This window comes from Acidovorax sp. (assembly GCF_046341535.1).
GTDB lineage: Bacteria > Pseudomonadota > Gammaproteobacteria > Burkholderiales > Burkholderiaceae_C > Acidovorax.
Genome location: NZ_JBKDRI010000102.1, coordinates 1 through 23,077 on the forward strand (window position 1 = coordinate 1; position 23,077 = coordinate 23,077).

The 23,077-nt window shown below is 63.7% G+C and carries 22 protein-coding genes and 1 riboswitch; of the genes, 17 read left to right on the plus strand and 5 right to left on the minus strand.

What is annotated here, in order from left to right:
* The first annotated feature begins 159 nt into the window (after positions 1–159).
* Both ACK543_RS07350 and ACK543_RS07355 read left to right on the plus strand, forming a co-directional pair.
* Positions 160–2,931 (plus strand): polysaccharide deacetylase family protein, encoded by a 2,772-nt coding sequence (locus ACK543_RS07350; RefSeq protein WP_409942197.1) that lies wholly within the window; start codon positions 160–162, stop codon positions 2,929–2,931.
* 73 nt (positions 2,932–3,004) lie between these two features.
* Positions 3,005–3,379 (plus strand): hypothetical protein, encoded by a 375-nt coding sequence (locus ACK543_RS07355; protein WP_409942198.1) that lies wholly within the window; start codon positions 3,005–3,007, stop codon positions 3,377–3,379.
* 163 nt (positions 3,380–3,542) lie between these two features.
* On the opposite strand, the gene ACK543_RS07360 is transcribed toward ACK543_RS07355, so the two are convergent.
* Entirely contained in the window at positions 3,543–4,376 is an 834-nt protein-coding gene (locus ACK543_RS07360; RefSeq protein ID WP_409942199.1) for an HAD-IIB family hydrolase, read from the minus strand.
* A gap of 6 nt (positions 4,377–4,382) precedes the next feature.
* On the minus strand, positions 4,383–6,017 hold the full coding sequence (locus tag ACK543_RS07365; protein WP_409942200.1) for a peptide chain release factor 3: 1,635 nt from the start codon (positions 6,015–6,017) through the stop codon (positions 4,383–4,385).
* 194 nt (positions 6,018–6,211) lie between these two features.
* Positions 6,212–6,291: riboswitch (S-adenosyl-L-homocysteine riboswitch) on the plus strand.
* Between the two features lie 74 nt (positions 6,292–6,365).
* Here ACK543_RS07365 and ahcY point away from each other — a divergent pair.
* The 4 genes from ahcY (at position 6,366) to ACK543_RS07385 (ending at position 10,511) form a co-directional block, all read left to right on the plus strand.
* On the plus strand, positions 6,366–7,826 hold the full coding sequence (gene ahcY / locus ACK543_RS07370; RefSeq protein ID WP_409942201.1) for an adenosylhomocysteinase: 1,461 nt from the start codon (positions 6,366–6,368) through the stop codon (positions 7,824–7,826).
* A 242-nt stretch (positions 7,827–8,068) separates the two neighbouring features.
* On the plus strand, positions 8,069–9,073 hold the full coding sequence (locus ACK543_RS07375) for a TlyA family RNA methyltransferase (RefSeq protein ID WP_409942202.1): 1,005 nt from the start codon (positions 8,069–8,071) through the stop codon (positions 9,071–9,073).
* The gene (gene metF / locus ACK543_RS07380) at positions 9,070–9,921 is read left to right on the plus strand and encodes a methylenetetrahydrofolate reductase [NAD(P)H] (RefSeq protein ID WP_409942203.1); all 852 of its coding nucleotides are present in this window, start codon (positions 9,070–9,072) and stop codon (positions 9,919–9,921) included. Before ACK543_RS07375 ends, metF begins: the two co-directional genes overlap by 4 nt.
* Positions 9,921–10,511, plus strand: a complete 591-nt coding sequence (locus tag ACK543_RS07385) for a septal ring lytic transglycosylase RlpA family protein (protein WP_409942204.1) — start codon at positions 9,921–9,923, stop codon at positions 10,509–10,511. The genes metF and ACK543_RS07385 overlap by 1 nt, the downstream gene beginning before the upstream one ends.
* Positions 10,512–10,560: 49 nt before the next feature.
* Here ACK543_RS07385 and ACK543_RS07390 read toward each other — a convergent pair whose 3' ends face one another.
* Positions 10,561–11,448, minus strand: a complete 888-nt coding sequence (locus ACK543_RS07390; protein WP_409942205.1) for a 23S rRNA (adenine(2030)-N(6))-methyltransferase RlmJ — start codon at positions 11,446–11,448, stop codon at positions 10,561–10,563.
* Positions 11,449–11,683: 235 nt separating this feature from the next.
* Here ACK543_RS07390 and ACK543_RS07395 point away from each other — a divergent pair, with 235 nt between their 5' ends.
* From ACK543_RS07395 to erpA, 6 genes are all read left to right on the plus strand, one after another.
* Positions 11,684–13,648: a serine/threonine protein kinase gene (locus tag ACK543_RS07395; protein WP_409942206.1), complete on the plus strand. Its 1,965-nt coding sequence runs from the start codon at positions 11,684–11,686 to the stop codon at positions 13,646–13,648.
* Positions 13,649–13,845: 197 nt separating this feature from the next.
* On the plus strand, positions 13,846–14,277 hold the full coding sequence (rplM, locus tag ACK543_RS07400; RefSeq protein WP_409942207.1) for a 50S ribosomal protein L13: 432 nt from the start codon (positions 13,846–13,848) through the stop codon (positions 14,275–14,277).
* An 11-nt stretch (positions 14,278–14,288) separates the two neighbouring features.
* Positions 14,289–14,681 (plus strand): 30S ribosomal protein S9, encoded by a 393-nt coding sequence (gene rpsI / locus ACK543_RS07405; protein ID WP_005798582.1) that lies wholly within the window; start codon positions 14,289–14,291, stop codon positions 14,679–14,681.
* Between the two features lie 137 nt (positions 14,682–14,818).
* Positions 14,819–15,529 (plus strand): DUF6776 family protein, encoded by a 711-nt coding sequence (locus ACK543_RS07410; RefSeq protein ID WP_409942208.1) that lies wholly within the window; start codon positions 14,819–14,821, stop codon positions 15,527–15,529.
* 196 nt (positions 15,530–15,725) lie between these two features.
* Positions 15,726–16,124 (plus strand): polymer-forming cytoskeletal protein, encoded by a 399-nt coding sequence (locus ACK543_RS07415; protein ID WP_409942209.1) that lies wholly within the window; start codon positions 15,726–15,728, stop codon positions 16,122–16,124.
* A gap of 59 nt (positions 16,125–16,183) precedes the next feature.
* Positions 16,184–16,549 (plus strand): iron-sulfur cluster insertion protein ErpA, encoded by a 366-nt coding sequence (gene erpA / locus ACK543_RS07420; protein WP_409942210.1) that lies wholly within the window; start codon positions 16,184–16,186, stop codon positions 16,547–16,549.
* Positions 16,550–16,848: 299 nt separating this feature from the next.
* On the opposite strand, the gene hemL is transcribed toward erpA, so the two are convergent.
* Entirely contained in the window at positions 16,849–18,162 is a 1,314-nt protein-coding gene (gene hemL, locus ACK543_RS07425) for a glutamate-1-semialdehyde 2,1-aminomutase (RefSeq protein WP_409942211.1), read from the minus strand.
* Complete coding sequence (locus tag ACK543_RS07430) at positions 18,146–19,129, minus strand: hydroxymethylpyrimidine/phosphomethylpyrimidine kinase (RefSeq protein WP_409942212.1); 984 nt, start codon at positions 19,127–19,129, stop codon at positions 18,146–18,148. The genes hemL and ACK543_RS07430 overlap by 17 nt, the downstream gene beginning before the upstream one ends.
* A gap of 92 nt (positions 19,130–19,221) precedes the next feature.
* On the opposite strand from ACK543_RS07430, the gene ACK543_RS07435 reads away from it, so the two are divergent.
* The 5 genes from ACK543_RS07435 to ACK543_RS07455 are packed head-to-tail and all read left to right on the plus strand — an operon-like array spanning position 19,222 to position 23,050.
* Positions 19,222–19,395: a rubredoxin gene (locus tag ACK543_RS07435; protein WP_409942213.1), complete on the plus strand. Its 174-nt coding sequence runs from the start codon at positions 19,222–19,224 to the stop codon at positions 19,393–19,395.
* A 50-nt stretch (positions 19,396–19,445) separates the two neighbouring features.
* A complete protein-coding gene (locus ACK543_RS07440) occupies positions 19,446–19,844 on the plus strand; it encodes a PleD family two-component system response regulator (RefSeq protein ID WP_409942214.1) in 399 nt (132 codons plus the stop codon).
* Entirely contained in the window at positions 19,844–20,209 is a 366-nt protein-coding gene (locus tag ACK543_RS07445; RefSeq protein WP_409942215.1) for a PleD family two-component system response regulator, read from the plus strand. The genes ACK543_RS07440 and ACK543_RS07445 overlap by 1 nt, the downstream gene beginning before the upstream one ends.
* A gap of 15 nt (positions 20,210–20,224) precedes the next feature.
* Complete coding sequence (locus tag ACK543_RS07450) at positions 20,225–20,752, plus strand: chemotaxis protein CheW (RefSeq protein ID WP_409942216.1); 528 nt, start codon at positions 20,225–20,227, stop codon at positions 20,750–20,752.
* Positions 20,753–20,773: 21 nt separating this feature from the next.
* Positions 20,774–23,050: a methyl-accepting chemotaxis protein gene (locus tag ACK543_RS07455; protein ID WP_409942217.1), complete on the plus strand. Its 2,277-nt coding sequence runs from the start codon at positions 20,774–20,776 to the stop codon at positions 23,048–23,050.
* Positions 23,051–23,077 lie beyond the last annotated feature (27 nt).

A 23,077-nucleotide genomic window follows, 5' to 3' on the forward strand; every position in this document is an offset into this window, starting at 1 on the left:
TGCCGCTGGGGTGGCTGGACATGGGCGGTTCTCCTCGATGGTGGAAGGGCTGCATGCCCTACCATTGAGGCATGCACCAACACCTTACGGGATCGCCGCGGATGGCGGGGTTGTCGCTCCGCGCAGCGGCTTCGTCCAACACGATGGGGGACGCAAAGCATGAGAAAGGCGCTGTGGGGGGCGGCCGCTGGCGCTGCCGTGGCAGTAGCGGCTGCGGGGGGCTGGTGGGTCTGGAGCCAGGCGAGGGAGGGCTCCTCGCTGGTCGCTGAGGCGGCGGGGCCAGACGCCAGTGCCCAGGCTGCGTTGCCCGCTGGGGCCGAGGCGCGCGCCCTGGGCCCGTTGCGGGAGGTGCTGGCCAACTACCGCAAGATCATCGTGCTGCTGGCCAACGAAGCGCAGATGGGAGCCGCCGAGAAGGCTGCGGCGAACCAGGCGGGCATGGCGCTGTTCCATGCCAACATCGCCAAGTCCAAGGAATTGGTCGCGTTGCTGGAAGAGGGGCCGCTGGCGGAGCCCCGGGCGCGCCTGCAGGTGCTGCCCGCGCTGCTCGACTATGTGGAAAGCGACCCCGCGTTATTCGATGCCGATCGACTCGCGTTCCGCGAGGTGTTGCGCCAGTGGCAGGCCCTGATGGCCCGCGATGGCTCGCTGCCTGCCATCAAGCTGCACAGGCGCATGGGTGAAGACCTGGATGCCCTCGCAGAGATCGAGCGCAACTACGAAAAAGAACTCCGCGAGGTCTTCGGCCGTTTTGACAGCCGTGGCATCACCCTGAAGCGCGAACGCTGGGATGACTATGTGGCCCAGTTGCAGCGCCTGTACTCGCGCGAGGCCATTTTGCGCGACCACGGCGTGGTGCTTGCGTACCCCGAGCCACCCGTGACCGACAAGGGCAAAGGCAAGGCCAAGGACACCACCGATGGCGCCGAGATCAATGGCCGCGAGTTGCCGCCCAAGACGGTGGTGCTGACGTTCGATGACGGTCCGCACGGCACCTATACGCCGGAGATTGCAGCCATCCTCCAGCAGTACAGCGTGCCCGCAGTGTTCTTTCAGGTGGGCAGCAACCTGGGCACGGTGGGCGCTGATGGCAAGCCGCGCCTGACCCCCCGGGCCGATGTGAGCAAGCAGCTACTGGCGGCTGGTCATGTGCTGGCCAACCACAGCCTCACGCATGCGCAGCTGTCCAAGCGCAGCGGCTACGCGTTGCGCGACGAGATCCTCGTGACCGACAAGCTGCTCACCTCGGTGGACCAGCGCCGCTCTGCGCTGTTTCGCTTTCCGTACGGCGCGCGCAACGCCGAGGGCATGGACATCCTGAGCGCTGCGCACCTGCGCTCCGTGATGTGGAACGTGGACTCGCTCGACTGGGCCGACCCAGTGCCCGCGTCCATTGCGCAGCGCGTGCTCTCCACGGTCGACAAAGAAGGCCGAGGCATCATCCTGTTTCACGATATCCATGAGCGCACCGTGAAGGCGCTGCCGGGCATTCTGGCCAAGCTCGTGGCCGATGGCTACCAGTTCGCCACCTGGGATGGCAAGGCCTTCGTCGTTCCCAAGGGCGGCCCTTCGTCCAGCGCCGCCGCCGGTGCCTCAACAGCGGCCACGGCAGGCAACTACGGCCAGTCGTGGGCGATTGTGGTGGGCATTGACGACTATGCCCGCTGGCCACGCCTGCAATACGCGGTGCGCGATGCGCGCTCGGTGCGCGAGGCGCTGATTCAGAAGTTCGGCTTTGCGCCAGAGCGCATCGTGACGCTGGAGAACAAGGACGCCACACGCGCCAACATCCTGGCCGCTTTCCACGACAAGCTGGCCCACAGCGGTATGCACAAGAACGACCGGCTGTTCGTTTTTTTTGCCGGGCACGGTGCCACCCGCAAGCTCACCTCGGGGCGTGACCTGGGCTACATCATTCCGGTGGATTCCGACCCACAGCAGTTCGCGACCGATGCCATCCCCATGAGCGAGCTGCAAAACATTGCCGAAAGCGTGACGGCCAAGCACACGCTGTTTGTGATGGATGCCTGCTACAGCGGCCTGGGTCTCACGCGCGGAGGCGGCAACGCCAACTTCCTGCGCGACAACTTCAGGCGCGTGGGGCGGCAGATGCTCACGGCGGGAGGTGCCGACCAGCTGGTGGCCGATGGCGGGCCCAACGGGCACTCGGTGTTTACCTGGGCGCTGCTTCAGGGCCTGGGCGGCAAGGGCGATTTGAATGGCGACGGCATCATCACCGCCACCGAACTGGCGGCCTATGTGGCCCCTGCCGTGGCATCGGCGTCCAGCCAGACGCCTGCATTCGGCAGCCTGCCAGGCTCGGAGGGCGGCGACTTTGTGTTTGAACTGCCCACGGACACCGAATTCTTGAGCGCGCAAAGCACCCAGCTGGGCAGTGAGGCGATTGCCATGAACACGAAGCTGGATGCCAGCAAGCCCGCATGGCTGCCAGGGCCGCAGGTGGCCAGCTCGGGTAGCTCGGGGCCGCTGCCCAAGGTCGTGGCGCCAGTGATCGTCAAGGACCTGCAGGGGAACGACCAGAAGATCACCCCCCCGCAGGCCGTGACACTGTCCAACCGCCAGCTGGCGCAGCGTGCCAACGACCGGGGCCTGCAGCTCTATCGCGAGAAGCAGTACGAGCAAGCGGAAGCCCAGTTCACTGAAGCCTTGAAGCTGCGGCCCGACTTTGCCCTGGCCGCCAACAACCTGGGTTTCATCTACTACCGGCAGGACAAATACGTGGAGGCTGCGCGCTGGTTTGACAATGCCATCCGCATGGACCCTTCGCGCGCGGTTGCCTACCTGAACCTGGGTGATGCCTTGGAGAAGTCGGGCGCAGCCGAGCGCGCGCGCAAGGCCTATGCCACCTATCTGGAGCTGGCGCCCAAAAGCCCGGGTTCCGACAAGCTGCGGGAGAAGTGGGGCCTGTAACGTTCAGCAAGCGTGCGCGGGCCGCGCAGCCCGCTGTGCGCTTGCGCTGTGCAGTGACGCCTCCATCGTGCCCATGCCTTCACGTTCGTCCCTACCCCACTCGACTGTGGTATGGATCCATCCCCAGGCGCCCGCCAAGCCGCCAGTGGGCGCGCCTTGCAACGGCTGCGGCCTGTGTTGTCTGGCGGAGCCCTGTCCGCTGGGGGTGTGGGTATCGCGGCGTCGCACCGGGGCCTGTGTGGCCTTGCAGTGGAGTGACGCCGGAAATCGCTACCTGTGCGGCATGGTCGTCGATCCGGCGCGCCAGACCGGTTGGACGCATCCGTGGGCAGTACGGGCCGTTGCGGCCCTGGCGCGCCGCTGGATTGCGTCGGGCGTCGGCTGCGATGCAGACGTGACGGCCGAGGCGGTCGCGGCCCGTGACACGCAGCGTGATCGCGCATCCTGATGCGCTATCAAAAAAATAGCTTGTAAGACAATAGCATCGTGCGCGACAGGGGTTTTTTGATCTGAAAACGGTGCCTGCTGCACCGTGCGCGCGGTGCGCGGCTGACATCGGCCTGCAAGACCCGGGGCCAGCCCGCGCCCGTGCCCGCGCAGACCGTGGGGCGTTATGCAGAGGTGCCCGGGCCCTGCAGCCGGCTTTGCAGCACAGCGCCCGCCACTTCCGCAAAACCAGCGCCGCGCTCGCTGCGCGCCACGTAGCGTGGCAGGTGCGTGAGCTGCGGCACAAAGCGTGCGATGTTGGCCACGCCCACGCTGTGGGCAAAGTGCTGGAACATCACCTGGTCGTTGCCCGAGTCGCCCACGAATACCCAGCGGTCCAGCTCCTGGGTCAGATCGCGGCCCCAGAGTTCGCGCACGATCCAGTTCGCTCCCTGCCATTTGTTGAAATCGCCAAAGCAGCCGTGGATGTGGATGCTGCTCACCGCGGTGTGCATGCCCGCGCGCTGCAGCACGGCCAGCACCTGCGCCACCGTCTCGGGCGTGTGCCGGGCGAACTCGGCGTAGTCGAATGCGATGTCGGTTTCGCGGCCAGCGCTGTCGCGGCTCAATGCCACGCCCGGGACTTGCGCCGCCACCAGGGCGGCGATGTCGCGCATGCGAAGCTGGTGGGCGCTGCGTGTGGCGGCATCCTGCTGGTAGCGTTTGACCACCGGCTGCCCAGGGTGCGGGTTGCGCGCAAATGCCACCGCCCCGTTCTCGGCCACCATGGCATCCACGGGCCATGCCGCGTTGCGGCCCGGGGTCATGAAGGGCTCGCACCAGCCAATTGGTCGTCCGGTGATGGGGATGACCATCAGGCCTGCCGCCTTCAGGTCGGCCAGAGCCTGCAGCGCTTCGGGGGTGATGGCGCCCTCGGTGGTCAGGGTGTCATCAATGTCCGTGAACACGCCCACCAGCGCGCGGCGGGCTTGCAGCGGCCAGTGGGTCAGGGGCTGCATGCGGGCTCAACCGGCCTTTTGCAGGGACAGCCCGGCATGCTCGCGCAGCGGGTGGAAATGGATCTTCGGAAACCGCTCCTGCGCCAGCCGCACGTCATACGGCGATGTGCACAGATAGGCCAGCGTGTCCGCCGCATCGTGCGCCAGGCGCAGCGGGTAGGCGTCGGTGAAGGCGCGCAGGTCTGCGGGCGTGTCGGCCGTGATCCAGCGCGCGCCGGTGTACTGGCAACCCTCCAGGCGCACATCGGCGTCGTACTCGGCCTTCAGGCGGTGCTGCACCACTTCAAACTGCAACTGACCCACAGCGCCCAGCAGCATGTTGCCACCCGCGTCGGGCTTGAACACCTGGATGGCGCCTTCTTCGCCCAGCTGGGCCAGGCCTTGCTGGAGCTGCTTGGTGCGCAGCGGGTTTTTGAGCACCACGGTCATGAACATTTCGGGCGCGAAAAACGGCAGGCCGGTGAACTGCAGGTTGGCGCCATCCGTGATGGTGTCGCCCAGCTGAACGCCGCCGTGCGTGGTAAAGCCGATGATGTCGCCCGCGTAGGCTTCCTCGACGGCCTCGCGCCGCTGCGACATGAACGTGACCACCGAGGTGGGGCGCAGTTCTTTGCCGGTGCGCTGCACCTTGAGCTTCATGCCCGGTGTGTACTTGCCCGACGCCACGCGCACAAACGCGATGCGATCGCGGTGGTTGGCGTCCATGTTGGCCTGTACCTTGAACACCACGCCCGAAAAACCGTCGTCGTCGGGCTGGATGGTCTTGACCACCGGCTGCTTGTTGACTTCGAGCGTGCTCACGCGCGGGCCGGGGGGCGGAGCCATGTCCACCAGGGCATCAAGCACCTCCATCACCCCGAAGTTGTTCACGCCGGAGCCAAAGAACACCGGGGTCAGCTTGCCCGCCAAAAAGGCCTCGTGGTCCCACGCGGGTGAGGCGCCCACGGCCAGCTCCATGCTCTCCAGGGCCGCGTCGAACTCGGCACCAAACCGGGCGCGCAAGGTGTCCACGTCGGTCAACGGGATGGCTTCAAAGTCCTCGGGGCGGCGCTCGCTGCCGGATTCGAACACCGTCATGGTCTGCGTGCGCAGGTTGATGATGCCGCCAAAGCGCTTGCCCTGGCCCACGGGCCAGGTCATGGGGCAGCAGGGCATGCCCAGCTCGCGCTCGACTTCGTCCATGATGTCCAGCGGGTCACGCACCTCGCGGTCCATCTTGTTCACGAAGGTGATGATGGGCGTATCGCGCTGGCGGCATACCTCGATCAGGCGGCGGGTCTGCGCTTCCACGCCGTTGGCCGCGTCGATCACCATCAGGGCGGAATCGACGGCGGTGAGCACGCGGTAGGTGTCTTCGGAAAAGTCTTTGTGGCCCGGCGTATCGAGCAGGTTGATGACGTGCTCGCGGTACAGCATTTGCATGACCGATGACGCCACCGAAATACCGCGCTGCTTTTCGATCTCCATCCAGTCGGACGTCGCGTGGCGGCTGGCCTTGCGGCCCTTGACGGCGCCCGCAATCTGGATCGCGCCCGAAAACAGCAGGAGCTTTTCCGTCAGCGTGGTTTTACCGGCGTCGGGGTGCGAGATGATGGCAAACGTGCGGCGGCGGCGGGTTTCGTCATGGAACGGAGCAGACATGCGGGCGGGGGGCCAGGCGAGGGTGCGTGGCGCAGTAAGTGGCAAAAAACGGACGATTATCCCGCGCCCTGCGGCCGGGGCGGCGAGGCCGCGTCAGGGCGCTGCCTCTGGCCGCATCGATGTGCTTCGCCGTGGGCGTGACGGCAAGAAGCCCAAGCCCGTGCGGGCCTGGCCTGGTTGTCATAAAATCCGAGCATCCGAGGAGCGTTGCAGCGTCCCCAGCACACAGCGGGGCGTGAGGCTCGGAGTCATCTCGCAACGACGCTCATCCACTTTTCGTGGGGTGAGCTGTGTCATTTCACTTGCGCGATCAGTGGTTTTTTCAAACTCGCTTTGGAGCAAACCAGCATGAACGCCCGCGTCAACGCCCCCGTCAACACCGATTGCATCATTGCCGACATCGGCCTGGCCGAATGGGGCCGCAAAGAAATCAAGATCGCTGAAACCGAGATGCCCGGCCTGATGGCCATTCGCGAAGAGTTCGCCAAGGCGCAGCCCTTGAAGGGCGCGCGCATCACGGGCTCGCTGCACATGACCATCCAGACGGCCGTGCTGATTGAAACGCTGCAGGCCCTTGGGGCGCAGGTGCGCTGGGCCTCGTGCAACATCTTCTCCACACAGGACCATGCCGCCGCCGCCATCGCCGCCGCTGGCACCCCTGTGTTTGCCATCAAGGGCGAAACCCTGGCCGACTACTGGGACTACACCCACCGCATCTTCGACTTTGGCGCGGGCGTCCCAGGCGCAGCGGCCGGTACGCCGGGCACCGAGGCCGAAGGCCCGAACATGATCCTGGACGACGGCGGCGACGCCACGCTGCTCATGCATCTGGGCAAGCGCGCTGAAAAAGACGCGTCCCTGATCGCCAACCCCACCAGCGAAGAAGAGACCTGCCTGTTCAACGCCATCAAGGCCAAACTGGCGGTGGATCCGACCTGGTACAGCCGCAAGAGCGCGCAGATCATCGGCGTGACCGAAGAAACCACCACCGGCGTGCTGCGCCTCAATGAAATGGCGGCCAAGGGCAACCTGATGTTCCGCGCCATCAACGTGAACGACTCGGTGACCAAAAGCAAGTTCGACAACCTGTACGGCTGCCGCGAATCGCTGGTCGATTCCATCAAGCGCGCCACCGACGTGATGATTGCCGGCAAGGTCGCCTGCGTGGCGGGCTACGGCGATGTGGGCAAGGGCTCGGCCCAGGCCCTGCGCGCCCTCTCGGCCCAGGTGTGGGTGACCGAGATCGACCCCATCAACGCCCTGCAGGCCGCGATGGAAGGCTTCAAGGTCGTCACCATGGACTACGCTGCCGACAAGTGCGACATTTTCGTGTCGGCCACCGGCAACAAGAACGTGATCCGCTACGAGCACATGGCCGCCATGAAGGACGAAGCCATCGTCTGCAACATCGGCCACTTTGACAACGAGATCGATGTCGCCAGCCTGGAGAAGCTGCAGTGGGACGAGATCAAGCCCCAGGTGGACCATGTCATCTTCCCGGACGGCAAAAAGATCACGCTGCTGGCCAAGGGCCGCCTGGTCAATCTGGGTTGCGCCACCGGCCACCCCAGCTTTGTGATGAGCTCCAGCTTTGCCAACCAGACCATCGCGCAGATCGAGCTGTTCACCAAGCAAGACCAGTACGAAGCGGGCAAGGTCTATGTGCTGCCCAAGCACCTGGACGAGAAGGTTGCGCGCCTGCACCTCAAGAAGGTCGGGGCCATGCTGACCGAGCTGACCGACGAGCAGGCGGCCTACATCGGCGTGCCCAAGCAAGGCCCCTACAAGGCCAACACCTACCGATATTGAGCCACGGTGGCGCTGGGCCCGTCTGAGCGCAGTGCGCGAGGGTTGGGCCCCGCCTTAGGACCCACTGGCCGCGGCCGCCCTCGCGCGAGCGCGGCTGGCGCTTGCCCTGGCTTGCCCGCCGCAAGGCAGCCGCCACACGGCACTGGCTTGTGCAGGATCAATTGCTCCTGATTTAATAGCTAAAAGTGCAATGCAGCCGCGCGCAAGTGGGCCATTTCAATCAAACAAAGAGGATGAGCGCGATGCGCGCAGACGTATTTCTGGTGGATTCCGGCCATGCGGCCACGCGGTCGCAGGCGCAGCGCCTGATCGCTGCGGGGGTCGAGTGGCGGCTGTCGCCCCTGGCGCCCTGGCAGAAGGTGGGCAAGAACGGCGACGACATCCCGGCCGTGGCCGAGGTGCGCCTGCTCGACGACGCGGAGGCCAGGTACATCTCGCGCGGGGGCCTCAAGCTCGAGGGCGCGCTGCGTGCGGTGGGCCTGTCTGTGGCGGGCAAGCGCTGTCTGGACGTGGGCCAGAGCACCGGCGGCTTTACCGACTGCCTGTTGCAACACGGCGCGGCGCAGGTGATCGGCGTGGACGTGGGCCATGCCCAACTGCATGAGCGCTTGCGCGACGACGCCCGCGTGGTCTGCGTCGAGGGTTTGAATGCCCGCTCGATGACGGCCCAGGCGCTGGAGGCAGGCTGCGAGCTGGCGCTCTCGGAAGTGGTCGAAGTGGACGAGGACAACGACACCCAGCCCGAGGCGCCCTACAGCTGGATGCGCAACGGCGGTCTGGTGGACGAGGCCTACGACGACAGTGGCGACGCCAAGGAGCACGACATCGAAGCCTTCAAGGCCGAACGCGCGCGGCGGGCCGAGGCCCGTGCCCAGGGCGCCTTGCCCGTAGAGCGGCGGCGACGCGCTGACCGCGCAGCGGTGGACATCACACCGAGTTTTGATGTGGTCACGGGCGATCTGTCGTTCATCTCGCTCACGCTGGTGCTGCCTGCGCTGGTGCCACTGCTGGCCACAGGCGGCCATCTGCTGATGCTGGTCAAGCCGCAGTTCGAGCTGCAACCAGGCCAGGTCGGCAAAGGTGGCATCGTCCGCGACCCGGCGCTGTATGCCGTGGTGGAGCAGCGCATCCGCGACTGCTGCGCCGAGCTGGGCCTGGCCGTCCTGGCCTGGATCGACAGCCCCATCGAAGGCGGTGACGGGAACCGCGAATTTTTTGTGTACGCCAACAGGAGCAGTGCCGCATGAATGCCGCCAATGCACAAGGCACCGGATTTCCGGTGAGTTTTGAATTTTTCCCGCCCAAGACGCCGCAGGGCGCGGACAAGCTGCGGGCGGCTCGCCAGCATCTGTATGCGCTGCAGCCCGATTTTTGTTCGGTAACCTATGGGGCCGGGGGCTCCACGCAGGAAGGCACGTTTGCCACCGTGCGCGAAATCCTTTCCGAAGGCGTGAGCGCAGCGTCCCACTTTTCGTGCATCGGCGCGACACGCCAGTCGGTGCGTGAGCAACTGGCGACCTTGAAGGTCATGGGCGTGCGCCGACTGGTGGCACTGCGCGGCGACCTGCCCAGCGGCTACGGGGCTGGCGGCGAGTTTCACTACGCCAGCGACCTGGTGGCCTTCATCCGTGCCGAGACGGGGCGCGACTTTCACATCGAGGTGGCGGCCTATCCCGAGGTGCATCCGCAGGCGCGCTCGCCCGAGGCCGACCTCAAGGCCTACGTCGCCAAGGTGCAGGCCGGGGCCGATGCCGCCATCACCCAGTACTTCTACAACAGCGACGCGTACTTCCGCTTTGTGGACGACGCGCACCGCCTGGGCGCTGACGTCCCGGTGGTGCCTGGCATCATGCCGATTGCCAGCTCGGCCCAGCTGATGCGTTTTTCAGACGCCTGCGGTGCCGAGATCCCGCGCTGGATCCGCTTGCGCCTGCAGGCCTTTGGCGATGACACGGCAAGCATCAAGGCCTTTGGTCTGGACGTGGTGACCGATCTGTGCGATCAGCTGCGCACGGCGGGTGTGCCTGCCCTGCACTTTTACACCATGAACCAAAGCGAGGCGACGCTGGAGATCTGCCGTCGGCTGGGCATCTGATGCACGGGCCGCTCGGCCGTGGCTCCGCGCGGCACCCCAGCCCATGGCTCACGCCGTGGTTGCGGGCTGCCTGTGCCGCGCTGGCGGGCGGATGGCTGTGGGCCTGCGGGCTACCCGCCGCAGCGCAGCAGGGCCTGGTCGCCGAGCCTGATGCGCTGGCCCCGCACCTGCTGAGCGTGCCCGGGGAAGCCATGTTGATGGACCCGCCCGAGACCGAGGCCACCACGCTTCCGCAAGCGCCACTGGTTCCCCCGCCCGTGCTTGAGCTGTCAGCCGACGAGGTCGGGCTGGCATCGTGGTACGGCCCGCGCTTTCACAGGCGGCGCACTGCCAGTGGCGAGCTGTTCGACATGAAGGCCTTGACCGCAGCGCACCCCACGCTGCCGTTTGGCTCCCATGTCTGCGTGCGCAGCCAGATCACCGGGCGCTCGGTGGTGGTGCGCATCAATGACCGCGGCCCCTACACCGGCAACCGCGTGATCGACCTGAGCCGCGGCGCTGCCGAGGTGCTGGGCATGGTCGGCCTGGGGCTCAAGCCTGTGGAGCTGTTTGCGCTGCAAGAGGGCACCCGGGCCTGCCCCGCGCCGTGAGGCGCTGCCCACGCGGCGCAACGCCGGGGTTTGCCCCCTGGGGATGCGTTCAGCCGCCCGATTCGAGCGTGTGCGTGGCGTGCTGGTCCTGCGCCAGCAGTTCGGCCATCTGCGGCAGGGCGGCCTTCAGCGCGGCCTTCAGGGTGAAGGGCGGGTTGATCAGGAACATGCCACTGGCCGGCAGGCCTGGGCGCTTGACCTGCCCGGCCGCGTTTGCGGTGAGCTTGCTGTTCTTGACGGTCAGCGTGGCGTGCAGCCAGGCCTTGCCAGCCTTTGTGGCCAGCGTCTTCAGGCGCCGGGGCAGGTCGTGCGCCTCGGGCCGCGGAATGATGGGGTACCAGAACGCATAGGTTCCGGTGGCAAACCGTTGGAGCGAATCAGTGGCCATGCTCAGCACCTTGCCGTAGTCGCTTTTGATTTCATAGCTTGGATCGCACAACACCAGGGCACGGCGGGAAGGGGGAGGCAAAAACTTCCGAATACCTTCGAAGCCGTCTTCGTGCAGCACGGCCACCTGGCGGCCGGCTTCGAGCTGGGCGACGTTGCCCGCCAGCGACCTCAGATCGGTCGGATGCAGCTCAAACAGCTTGAGTTTGTCGCGGCTACGCAACAGTCGCTGGCAGATGAACGGTGATCCGGGGTACACACGCAACTGGTTGCCCTGATTGAATGTGCGAACCATGTCCACATAGGCCTGCAAAGCAGGTGCGAGCGTGGGCGCAGCCGGTGCAAAAAGGCGGGCCACGCCATCGGCTGCCTCGCCGCTGGTGCTGGCATAGTCGCCATCCAGGCGGTACAGGCCTGCGCCCGCGTGGGTGTCCAGCACGGTCAGCGCCGCGTCTTTCTCGGTAAGGTGTTGCAGGGCAGCAATCAGCACGGTGTGCTTGAGCACATCGGCATGGTTGCCCGCGTGGAAGGCGTGTCGGTAACTGAACATCGGCCAATGGTAACGACTAGGAAGGGCGGGCATGCCGTGGTGTGAAAGATTGCGGCGCGGCACAATCGGTGCTTTGAGCCAGCCCGCAGGCAGTGGTTTTGGGGAAGGGAGCCCAGTTTTTGATGCGTAACGACAGAGCGCTTATGGATGGTTGCCAGGTTTTGGTATCGCGGGCCGCGGCAGTTTCCGGCCACCGCGCGGCTGGCTTGGACCTCAATGCGGGGCCTGGTGTGCCATGACCGAGTTCGCCAGACCCTCCCGCGACGCCGACATGAGCCATGTCGACGCCCTGCCGCCGGGCAGCCGCCTGGGCGAATTTGAAATCCTCTCTCTGCTGGGGGTGGGCGGTTTCGGCATGGTGTACAGGGCATTCGACCATTCGCTGCACCGCGCCGTTGCGATCAAGGAGTACATGCCCTCCGCGCTGGCCGGGCGTGACATTGGACAAACGCTCAGGGTGCGAGCGTCTTCCGACCAAGCCGCGTATCAGGCGGGCCTAGCCTCCTTCGTGGGCGAGGCGCGCCTGCTCGCCCAGTTTGACCATCCCTCGCTGGTCAAGGTGTTTCGGTTCTGGCAGGTCAACAACACGGCGTACATGGTGATGCCGCTGTACTCCGGCATGACCCTCAAGCAGGCGCGTGTGCACATGCGAACGCCGCCTTCGGAAGCCTGGCTGCGCAAGCTGCTGTGGTCGATACTGGGTGCGCTTCGGGTGCTGCACGATGGCAAGACCCTGCACCGCGACATCTCGCCGGACAACATCTTCCTGCAGGACAGCGGCCCGCCGGTGCTGCTGGATCTGGGCGCTTCGCGCCATGCCATCAACGATCAGGACCGCAAGCATACGTCCGTGCTCAAGGTGAACTACGCGCCCATCGAGCAATATGCCGATGGCGACCATGATCTGCGCCAAGGGCCCTGGAGCGATCTGTATTCGCTGGCGGCCGTGGTGTATGGCTGCGTTTGCAACGATACGCCCTTGCCGGCCACGCTCCGTTCGATCCGCGATCGGATGGTGTCGTTCTCGCGGGTGACCAAGACCGTCAAGCGGCAGTTTGGCGTGGAATATTCGCCCTCGTTTGTGGCTGCCATTTCCCAGTCGCTTGCCCTGCGCCCCGAAGATCGCCTGCAGGATATCGACGCGTTTTTGCAGGCGATGCGAATGACCTCGCCCCCCAAAGGCCTGGAGTCGTTCGATTTTCGGGCCGATCTCGGCGATGTATGGGTGGAACCCGCCGAACGTGCTGTGGACATCAGTGTGGCCTTGCCCGACGTGCCGGGGGTTCCTGAGTGGGCGGCTGCTCCGCCGGATCGGGTCCGTGCGGGCCGGCGGGCCACGGACATCAAAGCCACGGACCGTTCCGCATCGGGTGCAGTGGTGCCTGCGCCCACGCGGGTCGGCTCGACTGCGGGCGCAGACACCGTGTTCATCGACGCTGGCGATACGGTGGCGTTTGACGATTCACGCTACGAGGAACTCGTTCTTAACCGCTTTTCGGATTCAGATGTCAAGCGGGAGCGCAGATCTCGTTCCCATCGCCGTCGCAAGCGGGGCGGGGACGCCAGTCATGCGTGGGCGGGTCGGCGCAACGCAATTGTTTGGCTGTCGCTGGCGGCCGTGGCGGTGCTCACGTCGGCCGCGGCGCTGCGGTGGAAGCCCGCGCCCGCGTCCCGGGACGGCGACGACATCATCACTGAGCTAGCGGAGCGCCCCTCGGTAGCGGCGTCTGCGCCTGCGAGTGGGCTTGCCGATTTGGCCACCTCGCCTGGCGTCAACCCGGCGCTGGCCGTTGAGCCCGTGCGAGCGGCAGAGGCATTGCCAGCGGCGCCTGTTGCTCCATCGGCAGCGACCCCTTCACCCGCACCAGCGGTCGTCAGCGCGCCCACCACACCCCGATCCGGTGCGCGCGCGTCGCGTCGGCCAGCCCCCGAGCCCGTCGTGGAGACGGTAGTTGTGCGGGAGGCACCCCCTGCGCCGTCACCGCCGCCGCCACCGCCCGAGCCCCCCCAGCCCCGACCTGCTCCCGTGTCGCGCCTGCCATCCCCCCAGGAGGTCTGTGCCGACGCGGGCTTCCTGGCGCGCCCCATGTGCGTGCACCAGGAATGCCAAAAGCCCTCGCAGGCCAACCAGCCGATCTGTGTTGAAAACCGGCGCAAGTACGAGGCGGAAGAGCAAAACCGCCGTCAGTCGCCCAGCTGACCGTGCTCGGCCTTGCAAGGACCACGTGCTGACAAAACGCCTGGTTGTGTGCCTGCGTTAGGCCTTTGTATAATGGAGGGCTTCGCAGCGCCTTTGTGGTCCCGCGGCGAAGATTCATCGCCACCTAAGAGGCTTCCTAGAGAGAAGCACCGACCGTGGAAAAGGACCCGCCAAACCCTCTTTTGAAGAGAGACCTCATGACTACTACTTTCAGCGCCAAGCCCGCTGAGGTCGTGCACGAGTGGTTTGTGATTGACGCGACCAACAAGGTCCTCGGACGAGTAGCCAGCGAAGTTGCTCTCCGTTTGCGCGGCAAACACAAGGCCATCTACACGCCTCATGTCGATACCGGTGATTTCATCGTCGTTATCAACGCAGCCCAACTCAAGGTCACCGGCACCAAGTCCCTGGACAAGGTGTACTACCGTCACTCGGGTTTCCCCGGCGGCATCACGGCGACCAACTTCCGCGACATGCAAGCCAAGCACCCCGGCCGCGCGCTGGAAAAGGCAGTCAAGGGCATGCTGCCCAAGGGCCCTCTTGGCTACGCGATGATCAAGAAACTCAAGGTGTACGGTGGTGCTGAGCATCCCCACACCGCCCAGCAGCCCAAAGCGCTGGAAATCTAAGGAGCCTTGAGATGATTGGTGAATGGAACAATGGCACCGGCCGTCGCAAGTCCAGCGTCGCCCGCGTGTTTCTGAAAAAAGGCTCCGGCAAGATCACGGTGAACGGCAAAGACATCCAGTCCTACTTCGGCCGCGAGACCTCGATCATGATTGCCAAGCAACCCCTGGCGTTGACCAACCATGTCGAAACCTTCGACATCCAGATCAACGTGCACGGTGGTGGTGAATCCGGCCAGGCGGGCGCTGCCCGCCATGGCATCACCCGCGCCCTGATCGATTACGACGCATCCTTGAAGCCCGTCCTGAGCCAGGCTGGCTTTGTGACCCGCGATGCCCGTGAAGTCGAGCGTAAAAAGGTCGGTCTGCACTCCGCCCGTCGCGCCAAGCAGTTCTCCAAGCGTTAAACCTGGGGCTGTTTACCAGACAGCCTGTTGGCTGCTTGATAGTGCAAGAAACCGCCTCCGGGCGGTTTTTTCGTTTATGGTGCGGGTTTTCCTGTGGCCCGGGTGGGAGAGTTCATGAAGTTGCAGTTGTCGATGCCATGCGATTCCGTCTATTGCGCCGCCGGCTGACCATCAGCGCGCCGCGGGTGGCGGTGCGCAGCGCCATGCCCTGGCCTTTGCGCTGGCTGGCCGTGGCCGTATTGCTGGGGTTTTGCGGGGCGGTGGCGCTATGGGCGTTCGAGTTTGGCAAATCGATTGCCGGGCTGGATGTGGTTTCGCAAGACGAGCTTTTGCAATTGCGGGCCGAAGTGGCAAGGCTGCGTGAGCAGGAGCAGGGACTGCAGACCACAGCCCATACGGCTGAGAGCACATTGGTTGCGGAGCGCGCGATCAGGGAAGGTTTGCTGGGGCAGGTCAAGCAACTCGAGGCAGACAATCGCGTGCTGCGCGAGGATCTCGGTTTTTTTGAGAAGCTGATGCCAGCCACTGCCAGTGAAGGCCTGGCGATCCGAAGCCTGCAGGCAGAGGTGCTCGCTGGCATGCAGTTGCGCTGGCATGTGCTGGTCATTCAGTCCTCGCGCAACGCGCCAGAGTTCCAGGGGCGGCTCGAACTCGTGCTGGCCGGTACGCGCAATGAACAGCCATGGTCCCAGACCATTCCAGCCCAGAGTCAACCGCTGCAAGTCAAGCAATACCGCCGCGTTGAAGGGCTGGTCAGTTTGCCGCCCAATGTCGTGGTAAAAACCGTCACCGCGCGGGTGCTGGACGATGTCAGCGTGAAGGCGACCCTGTCAATGACGCTGGAATGACCGATGCTTGCCCCGAATGCCTCAATCGGCAGCAGGGTTTTGACGGGCTGTCCGCCCGCAACGTCTTCGAGAGTCTGACGCGTGGCGCATTGCATGAATCCGCTGCCCCAACCGCGCAGGCCTTCGCACCAATGGCTCGGGTTTCGTTTTGCTATCTGCGCACCCGCCCTGTGGGGTGCGCGTTTGAGGAGTTCACATGTTTTCACGCAAGAAGCAGCCACCGATCAAAAGCCTGGTGGCCCAGGGGACCCGAATCCTGGGAGACGTGCATTTTGCAGAGGGCATGCGGATTGATGGCGAAGTGGTCGGCGATATCCGTGCGGGCGCCGACCAGCCCAGCATCCTCGTCATCTCGGAGTCTGCGCGTGTGGAGGGGACGGTCCACGCCGACCACGTCATCATCAACGGTGAGGTGATCGGGCCAGTGCATGCGCCTGAGCTGCTGGAGCTGCAACCCAAGGCGCGAATCACTGGCAACATCCACTACAAGGCCCTTGAAATGCACCAGGGCGCGACGATTGCGGGGCAGTTATGCCCCACCGCTGTCCTGGTCGACGAAAAGCCCACACTGCAGCTAGCGTCAAACAACCCCTGACCTGAATTCCCGAGCGTTGTGCAGTACTATTGCTGCCGAAGTTGATCTTGGAGTACCCCATGAGCGCCGTTGCCGAAAACATCCAGACCGAAATGCCCGCCCCGATCCTGTTCACGGACAGCGCGGCGGCCAAGGTCGCCGACTTGATCGCCGAAGAAGGCAACCCCGATCTGAAGCTGCGGGTGTTCGTGCAGGGCGGCGGTTGCTCCGGTTTCCAGTACGGATTCACGTTTGACGAGATCACGAATGAAGATGACACGACCATGACCAAGAATGGTGTGTCGTTGCTGATCGATGCCATGAGCTACCAGTACCTGATAGGCGCTGAGATCGACTACAAGGAAGACCTGCAGGGCGCGCAGTTCGTGATCAAGAACCCCAACGCAACGACCACCTGCGGCTGCGGTTCCAGCTTCTCTGCATAACCTCGCGTCGTCGGCGCGGGCAGCCGAAGAGTGCGGCCTAGGAGCCTGTCGGACTTGGAAATCGTCGGCTGCAACTCGACCGCAGCGGTCCATTTTTAACCGCCTTTTTGCCCCATAGCTCGGCTACGGGGCTGCAAATTCGGCAAAAACTGTCCTCGCTGGGGCAGATTTTCGCTTTCGACGCTCCAAGTCCGACAGGCTCCCAAAAGGCGGCCGTTTGCATTTCGAGCTGCGGTCGGCAGACAAGTAAAAAACTCAGTTCAAGCGGGTGATTGCGCCTGTCCCGCTTGGCCTGATAGCTACGATTTTGATAGCGATTTGAAAACCTCACGGGCGGCTGCTACTGTGGCGCCAATATCGTCGGCCGTGTGTGCGCCGCTCACGAAGCCCGCCTCGTACAGCGCCGGCGCGATGTAGACGCCGCGATCCAGCAGACCGTGGAATAACTGGTTGAAGCGCGCGCTGTCGGTCTTGAGCACGGCGGCGTAGTGCTGCGGCAGATCGGGCAGCAGGAAAAAGCCGAACATACCGCCTTCGCAATCGGCGCTGAAGCTCACGCCTTCCTCGCGGGCGGCATGGGTCAAGCCATCCACCAGCGAACGGGTGGTGGCCTTCAGGGCATCGAAGAAGCCTGGTTTGCGGATTTCGCGCAGTGTGGTCAGACCACAGGCTGTGGCCACGGGATTGCCCGACAGGGTTCCGGCCTGGTACACCGCCCCCAGCGGCGCCAGCTGTTCCATGATGGCGCGGGGGCCGCCAAAGGCAGCCAGAGGCATGCCGCCACCAATGACCTTGCCCAGCACGGTCATGTCGGGCTTGAAGTCCGGAATGCTTTTCGCGTACACGCTTTGCGCACCGCCCAGGGCTACGCGGAAACCGGTCATGACCTCGTCGAACACCAGCAGCGCGCCGTATTCAGTGCAGAGATCGCGGCAGCGTTGCATGAAGGGAACGCTCGCACGCACGAAGTTCATGTTGCCTGCAATAGGCTCGATCATCACGCAGGCCAGTTCCTTGCCATGCCGTGCAAAGGCTTCCTCCAACTGGGCAACGTCGTTGTACTGGAGCACCAGCGTGTGTTGCACGACCTCGGGCGGCACACCCGCACTGGTGGCGTTGCCAAAGGTGGCCAGGCCTGAGCCAGCCTTGACCAGCAGCGCATCGGCATGGCCGTGGTAGCAGCCCTCGAACTTGATGAACTTGCTGCGGCCCGTGGCGCCGCGTGCCAGGCGGATGGCGCTCATGCCCGCTTCGGTACCAGAGCTGACCAGTCGCACCATTTCCATGGAGGGCATGAGGCTCAAGATCTCTTCGGCCAGCTCGACCTCCCGCTCGGTAGGTGCGCCAAAGCTGAATCCTTCGAGCGCGGCCTTTTGTACTGCCTCCAGCACAGCCGGGTGGCCATGTCCCAGGATCATGGGGCCCCAGGAGCCGATGTAATCGATAAACCGCTGATCGTTGGCATCCCAAAAATACGCTCCCTGCGCCCGCTTGACGAAGCGGGGGGTGCCACCTACCGCCTTGAATGCGCGAACGGGCGAGTTAACGCCGCCAGGGATCAGCCGCTTGGCGCGTTCGAAAAGAGGGATGTTGAGATCAGTGCTTGGTGTCATGGGGCGGCATCACGAAGCCCTCAAGGGCCTGCGTCTCTACTAGGGCGGCACCAGGGGTCTGGCCCGCGTCGGTTTCATCATCATCGTCTTCATCGTCACCGTCGTCGGGCTGGGCCCAGAACATCCGGTCGGGAACGATATGACCCATGCCCGGGCGAAATCCCGCGTCCAGGCACCGGTCCAGGTAGCTCAGTGCCTCGCTGGTTGCCTCGCCCAGGTCATTGCCCGCGCCCACGAGCGCGGTCAGCGCGGCCGACAGCGTATCGCCGGCACCTGAGAAGGTCGCGTCAAACAGCTCGAATTTGCCGCTTCCGAGCACTGTCTGCGGCGACGCCAGCACGTTTTCAACGAACTGCTCGGGCAGGGGGATGCCTGTGACCAGGGTGTACGGCACCCCCATCTCGGAAGCCGCCCGCGCGATGTCGCGCGCGGTGGGGTTGCGCGCGCCGGTCCAGTCTGGCAGTAGCCACCGCCACAGCGTACTGTGGTTTCCTACCAACACCGACGTCTGCGGTAACAACAATTCTTTGAAAGCGTCGAGATACTCGTCGATCAGTTCCTCACGCCACCAGGACAGGTTGGGCATGTATGCAACGACCGGGATTTCATCGTAATCCGCCGTGATCTCCGCAATCGCACTGATGTTCTCGGGGCTTCCAACGAATCCGATCTTGATGGCCTGCACGGGAAGGTCCTCCAGCACGGCGCGCGCCTGGTCCGCCACGGCCTCGTCATCGAAGGGAAAATGATCAAAAATCTGCGCGGTATCACGGGCATAAGCACCACAAACAACCGCGACGGGGTGTCCGCCAACGGAAGCTACGGTCGTGATGTCTGCGGTGAGTCCCCCTGCACCACTGGGGTCGCTGGCGTTGAAAATCAGAATGCATGCCGGACTCTCGTCGGGGCCGTCGTCTGCGTCCGTGTGGGATGGGTCGGTGGGAAAGGGGGTTACGCTGCTGGTCATGGACCTGATCGTGCTGGTGGAGAGCCTCGCTGCCCTGCCCGCTGAGATGGCTAGATACAATCGTTGCATTCTATGTGAAGGCCATTTAAGCTGTGTCAGAGACTAAAACTTGGATGTGTTTGATTTGCGGCTGGATTTACGACGAGGTGCTGGGTTCTCCTGAGCACGGGATCGCGCCGAATACGCGCTGGAGTGACGTGCCCATGAACTGGACCTGTCCTGAATGTGGGGCCCGCAAAGAGGACTTCGAGATGGTTCATATTTGATACGCAGCCCCGGCTGCATCGTTCGTTTTTCCATCGGGGAGCGGTGACAATTGACTACAAAAGGCGCAACCTTCAAGGTGCTCGTGGTAGATGACAGCAATACCATCCGTCGGAGTGCCGAAATTTTTCTCAAGCAGGGCGGGCATGAGGTACTCCTCGCTGACGACGGATTTGATGCGTTGGCCAAGGTGAACGATTACCAGCCCCAGCTGATTTTTTGTGACATCTTGATGCCTAAGCTTGATGGCTATCAAACCTGCGCCATCATCAAGCGCAACGCCCGATTTGCAGATACCCCCGTGGTCATGCTCTCATCCAAGGATGGCGTATTCGACAAAGCGCGGGGACGCATGGTCGGATGCCAGGAATATCTCACCAAGCCATTCACCAAAGACCAGTTGCTGCAGGCCGTTCAGCAATTTGGCAACCCGCAACAAGGAGCCATCTAATGCCCATTCACAAAGTACTGGTCGTCGACGACTCGAAGACCGAGTTGATGTTCATGACCGACCTGCTTCAAAAAAAAGGCATGCAGGTGCGTACCGCTGAAAACGCCGAAGATGCCTTTCGTCGGCTGGCCGAAGAAAAGCCCGATCTCATTCTGATGGATGTAGTGATGCCTGGGCAAAACGGTTTCCAACTGACTCGCGCGATTACCCGCGACCCACTCTATGCGGATGTGCCCATCATCATGTGCACCAGCAAGAACCAGGAGACCGATCGGGTATGGGGCATGCGTCAGGGCGCGCGGGGCTACATCACCAAGCCGGTGGACCCTGCCGAACTGCAGGCCAAGATCGACGCCCTGAACTGAGGCTGCAGCGCGTTCATGGCCAATCGCGAAGCCCTCAGAGAGCTCCAGATCCGTCTTGCCAGCCGACTCCAGGCGGCGAGAACTGAGGGCACCTCCGTCTCATCCTGGCTGGCTGTCGAGTCCGCCGGGGGTCTTTACTTGCTGCCGCTGGGGCAATCGGGGGAGATATTCCCCCTGGTTGCCGTTCAGGCGGTTCCATACACGCAGCGCTGGTTTTTGGGTGTGGCCAATCTGCGCGGCGCCTTGGTGGGCGTGGTCGATTTGGCCGGCCTTCTGGGCTCAAACGCCACACGGACTGAGCAGGCCTTGTCGGAAGCCAGTCTGTTATCTCTAAATACTGCGCTGGAAGTGAACGCGGCGTTGCTGGTGGATCGCCTCGCAGGCCTTCGCGGAACCGATTCGTTTGTTTCGTCGGAACCGCCGGGACCCGATGCGCCATCATTTTTTGGCACCACCTATATCGATTCGAGCGGCACACGCTGGCAAGAACTGAACCTGCAGGTCCTGTCGCAACATCCCGCTTTCCTGAGCATCAGTGCTTGAGTTTTTCTGTAAGGCTGCACCATGTCCGTCGTCAATCAACTTGCAAAAATGTTCAACCGGAAACCTGACACACCGGCTGCAGGCGCCGCCGATGACGGGCAGGGCCTTGCCAGCGGTGCCATGGACGGTAGCCCGTTACGGGACAGCTACCAGGCCGACGCACTGATCAGTGTGCAAGGCGACCCTGATGGGGAGCACATGCCGGAACTGACCGGGCCCGATTCCGACGATGACCTGATTGCGCTTCCGATGCTCGGGCGGGCCACTGCCGCGGCGCACCAGCGGCGTTTGCTGGGCTTGCTCGGTATTGGCGTGATCGTGCTGGCGCTCATCGCAGGTTGGGTGCTTCAGCAGGCCGACCGTTCAGCGCAGCAGCTGGCTGCCACGGGCCAGTCGCTGATGCAGTCGCAGCGTCTTGCAAAGTCTGTTTCCCAGGCCCTCGTGGGCAGCCCCCAGGCGTTTCCTGATGTGGTGGAAAGCTCCGGCGTGTTGGCCCGCAACGTGCGCGCTCTGAGTGCCGGTGATACTGAGCTGAACGTGCAGTCCCTTGGGGAACCCTTCAAGCCCGACCTCGATGCGGTCAACCCGTTGATGGAGCGTGCTGAACGTAATGCTTCGGTGGTGATGGGGCAGCAAAAGATCCTGACGCAGGTGGGCGACGCTCTGCGCACCATCAACCGCCAGTCTTCCGACCTTCTTGAAATCGCTGAAACGGTTTCTTCGCTGAAGCTTCAACAAAACGCGCCTGCTGCGGAAATCTCTGCGGCCGGTCAGTTGGTGATGCTGACCCAGCGCATCGGCAAATCGGCCAACGAATTCCAGACCATGGAAGGCGTGAGTCCTGAAGCCGTGTTCCTGCTCGGCAAGGACTTGAATTCTTTCAAGGAAATTGCACAAGGCCTGCTCGATGGCAGCCCCGAATTGCGTCTGGCTGCCACCAAGGATGCACAGACACGCGAACAGCTTGCGGCGCTGATCAAGTTGTATGAGCAGACTCGCACGCAAGCAAGTGCCATTCTGGGCAACCTGCAGGGCCTGGTGTCGGCCCGGGAGGCCCAATCCGCAATCATTGCCGACAGTGAACCGCTGCGTCGCCAGCTTGAGGGTCTACAGGGCAAACTGTCTGCCCAGACGGGTGTGGGTGGTGCCGCGTTGGCTGCGCTGATACTCGCCGGTCTGTTCGTCATTCTTTGCGGCGTTGGGATTTCCCGCGTGCAGCTGCTTGACAGCCGCGCACGTCAGGCTGCTGCTGAAATGCAGCAAAGAGACGCCCGGCGCCAGGAGCAGGAAGCCAAGCGTATCAATGACGCCAACCAGGCTGCTATTTTGCGTTTGATGAACGAATTGCAGTCGGTTGCTGAAGGCGACTTGACCCAGGAAGCCACCGTGACGGAAGACATCACCGGTGCCATCGCCGACTCGGTGAATTACACGGTTGAGGAGTTGCGGCAGCTGGTGGGCAGCGTTCAAAATACGGCCACCCGTGTGGCCCAGACGACAGCCCAAGTGGACAGTACATCGACCGAGCTGCTGGCGGCTTCGACCGAACAGCTGCGAGAGATCCGCGAAACCGGCCGTTCCGTTCTGGACATGGCCACCCGAATCAACGAGGTGTCCACCCAGGCGCAAGAGTCCGCCACCGTGGCCCGCCAGTCGCTACAAGCCGCCGACTCGGGTCTGCAGGCGGTGCAAAACGCCATCGGTGGTATGAACTCCATCCGTGATCAGATTCAGGATACCTCCAAGCGAATCAAGCGCCTGGGTGAGTCGTCGCAGGAGATCGGTGAAATCACTGAACTGATTTCGGACATTACCGAGCAAACCAACGTTCTGGCCCTGAACGCTGCCATCCAGGCAGCCTCCGCCGGTGAAGCCGGTCGCGGCTTCTCGGTGGTGGCAGAAGAAGTGCAGCGACTTGCTGAGCGCTCTGCGGACGCCACCCGTCAGATTTCTGCGCTGGTGAAAGCGATTCAGACGGACACACAGGATGCCGTTGCCGCTATGGAACGGTCCACCCAGGGTGTGGTGGAAGGGGCGCGGCTGTCTGACAGCGCAGGTACTGCTCTGACCGAAATTGACCGTGTGTCCCGCCGTCTCGCTGAACTGATTGAGCAGATCTCGTCGTCAGCGTCCCGCGAAGCCGTTCTGGCCAACGAGGTAGCCGACAACATCCAGCACATTTTTGCAGTGACCGAGCAGACCGGTGAAGGTACTCGCACCACGGCACAACAGGTTCGAGAGCTCTCGCACATGGCCGAAGAACTGCGCCAGTCGGTGGCCAGGTTCAAGATCGCCTGACCAGACCGCGGCACTCATCAATCAGCT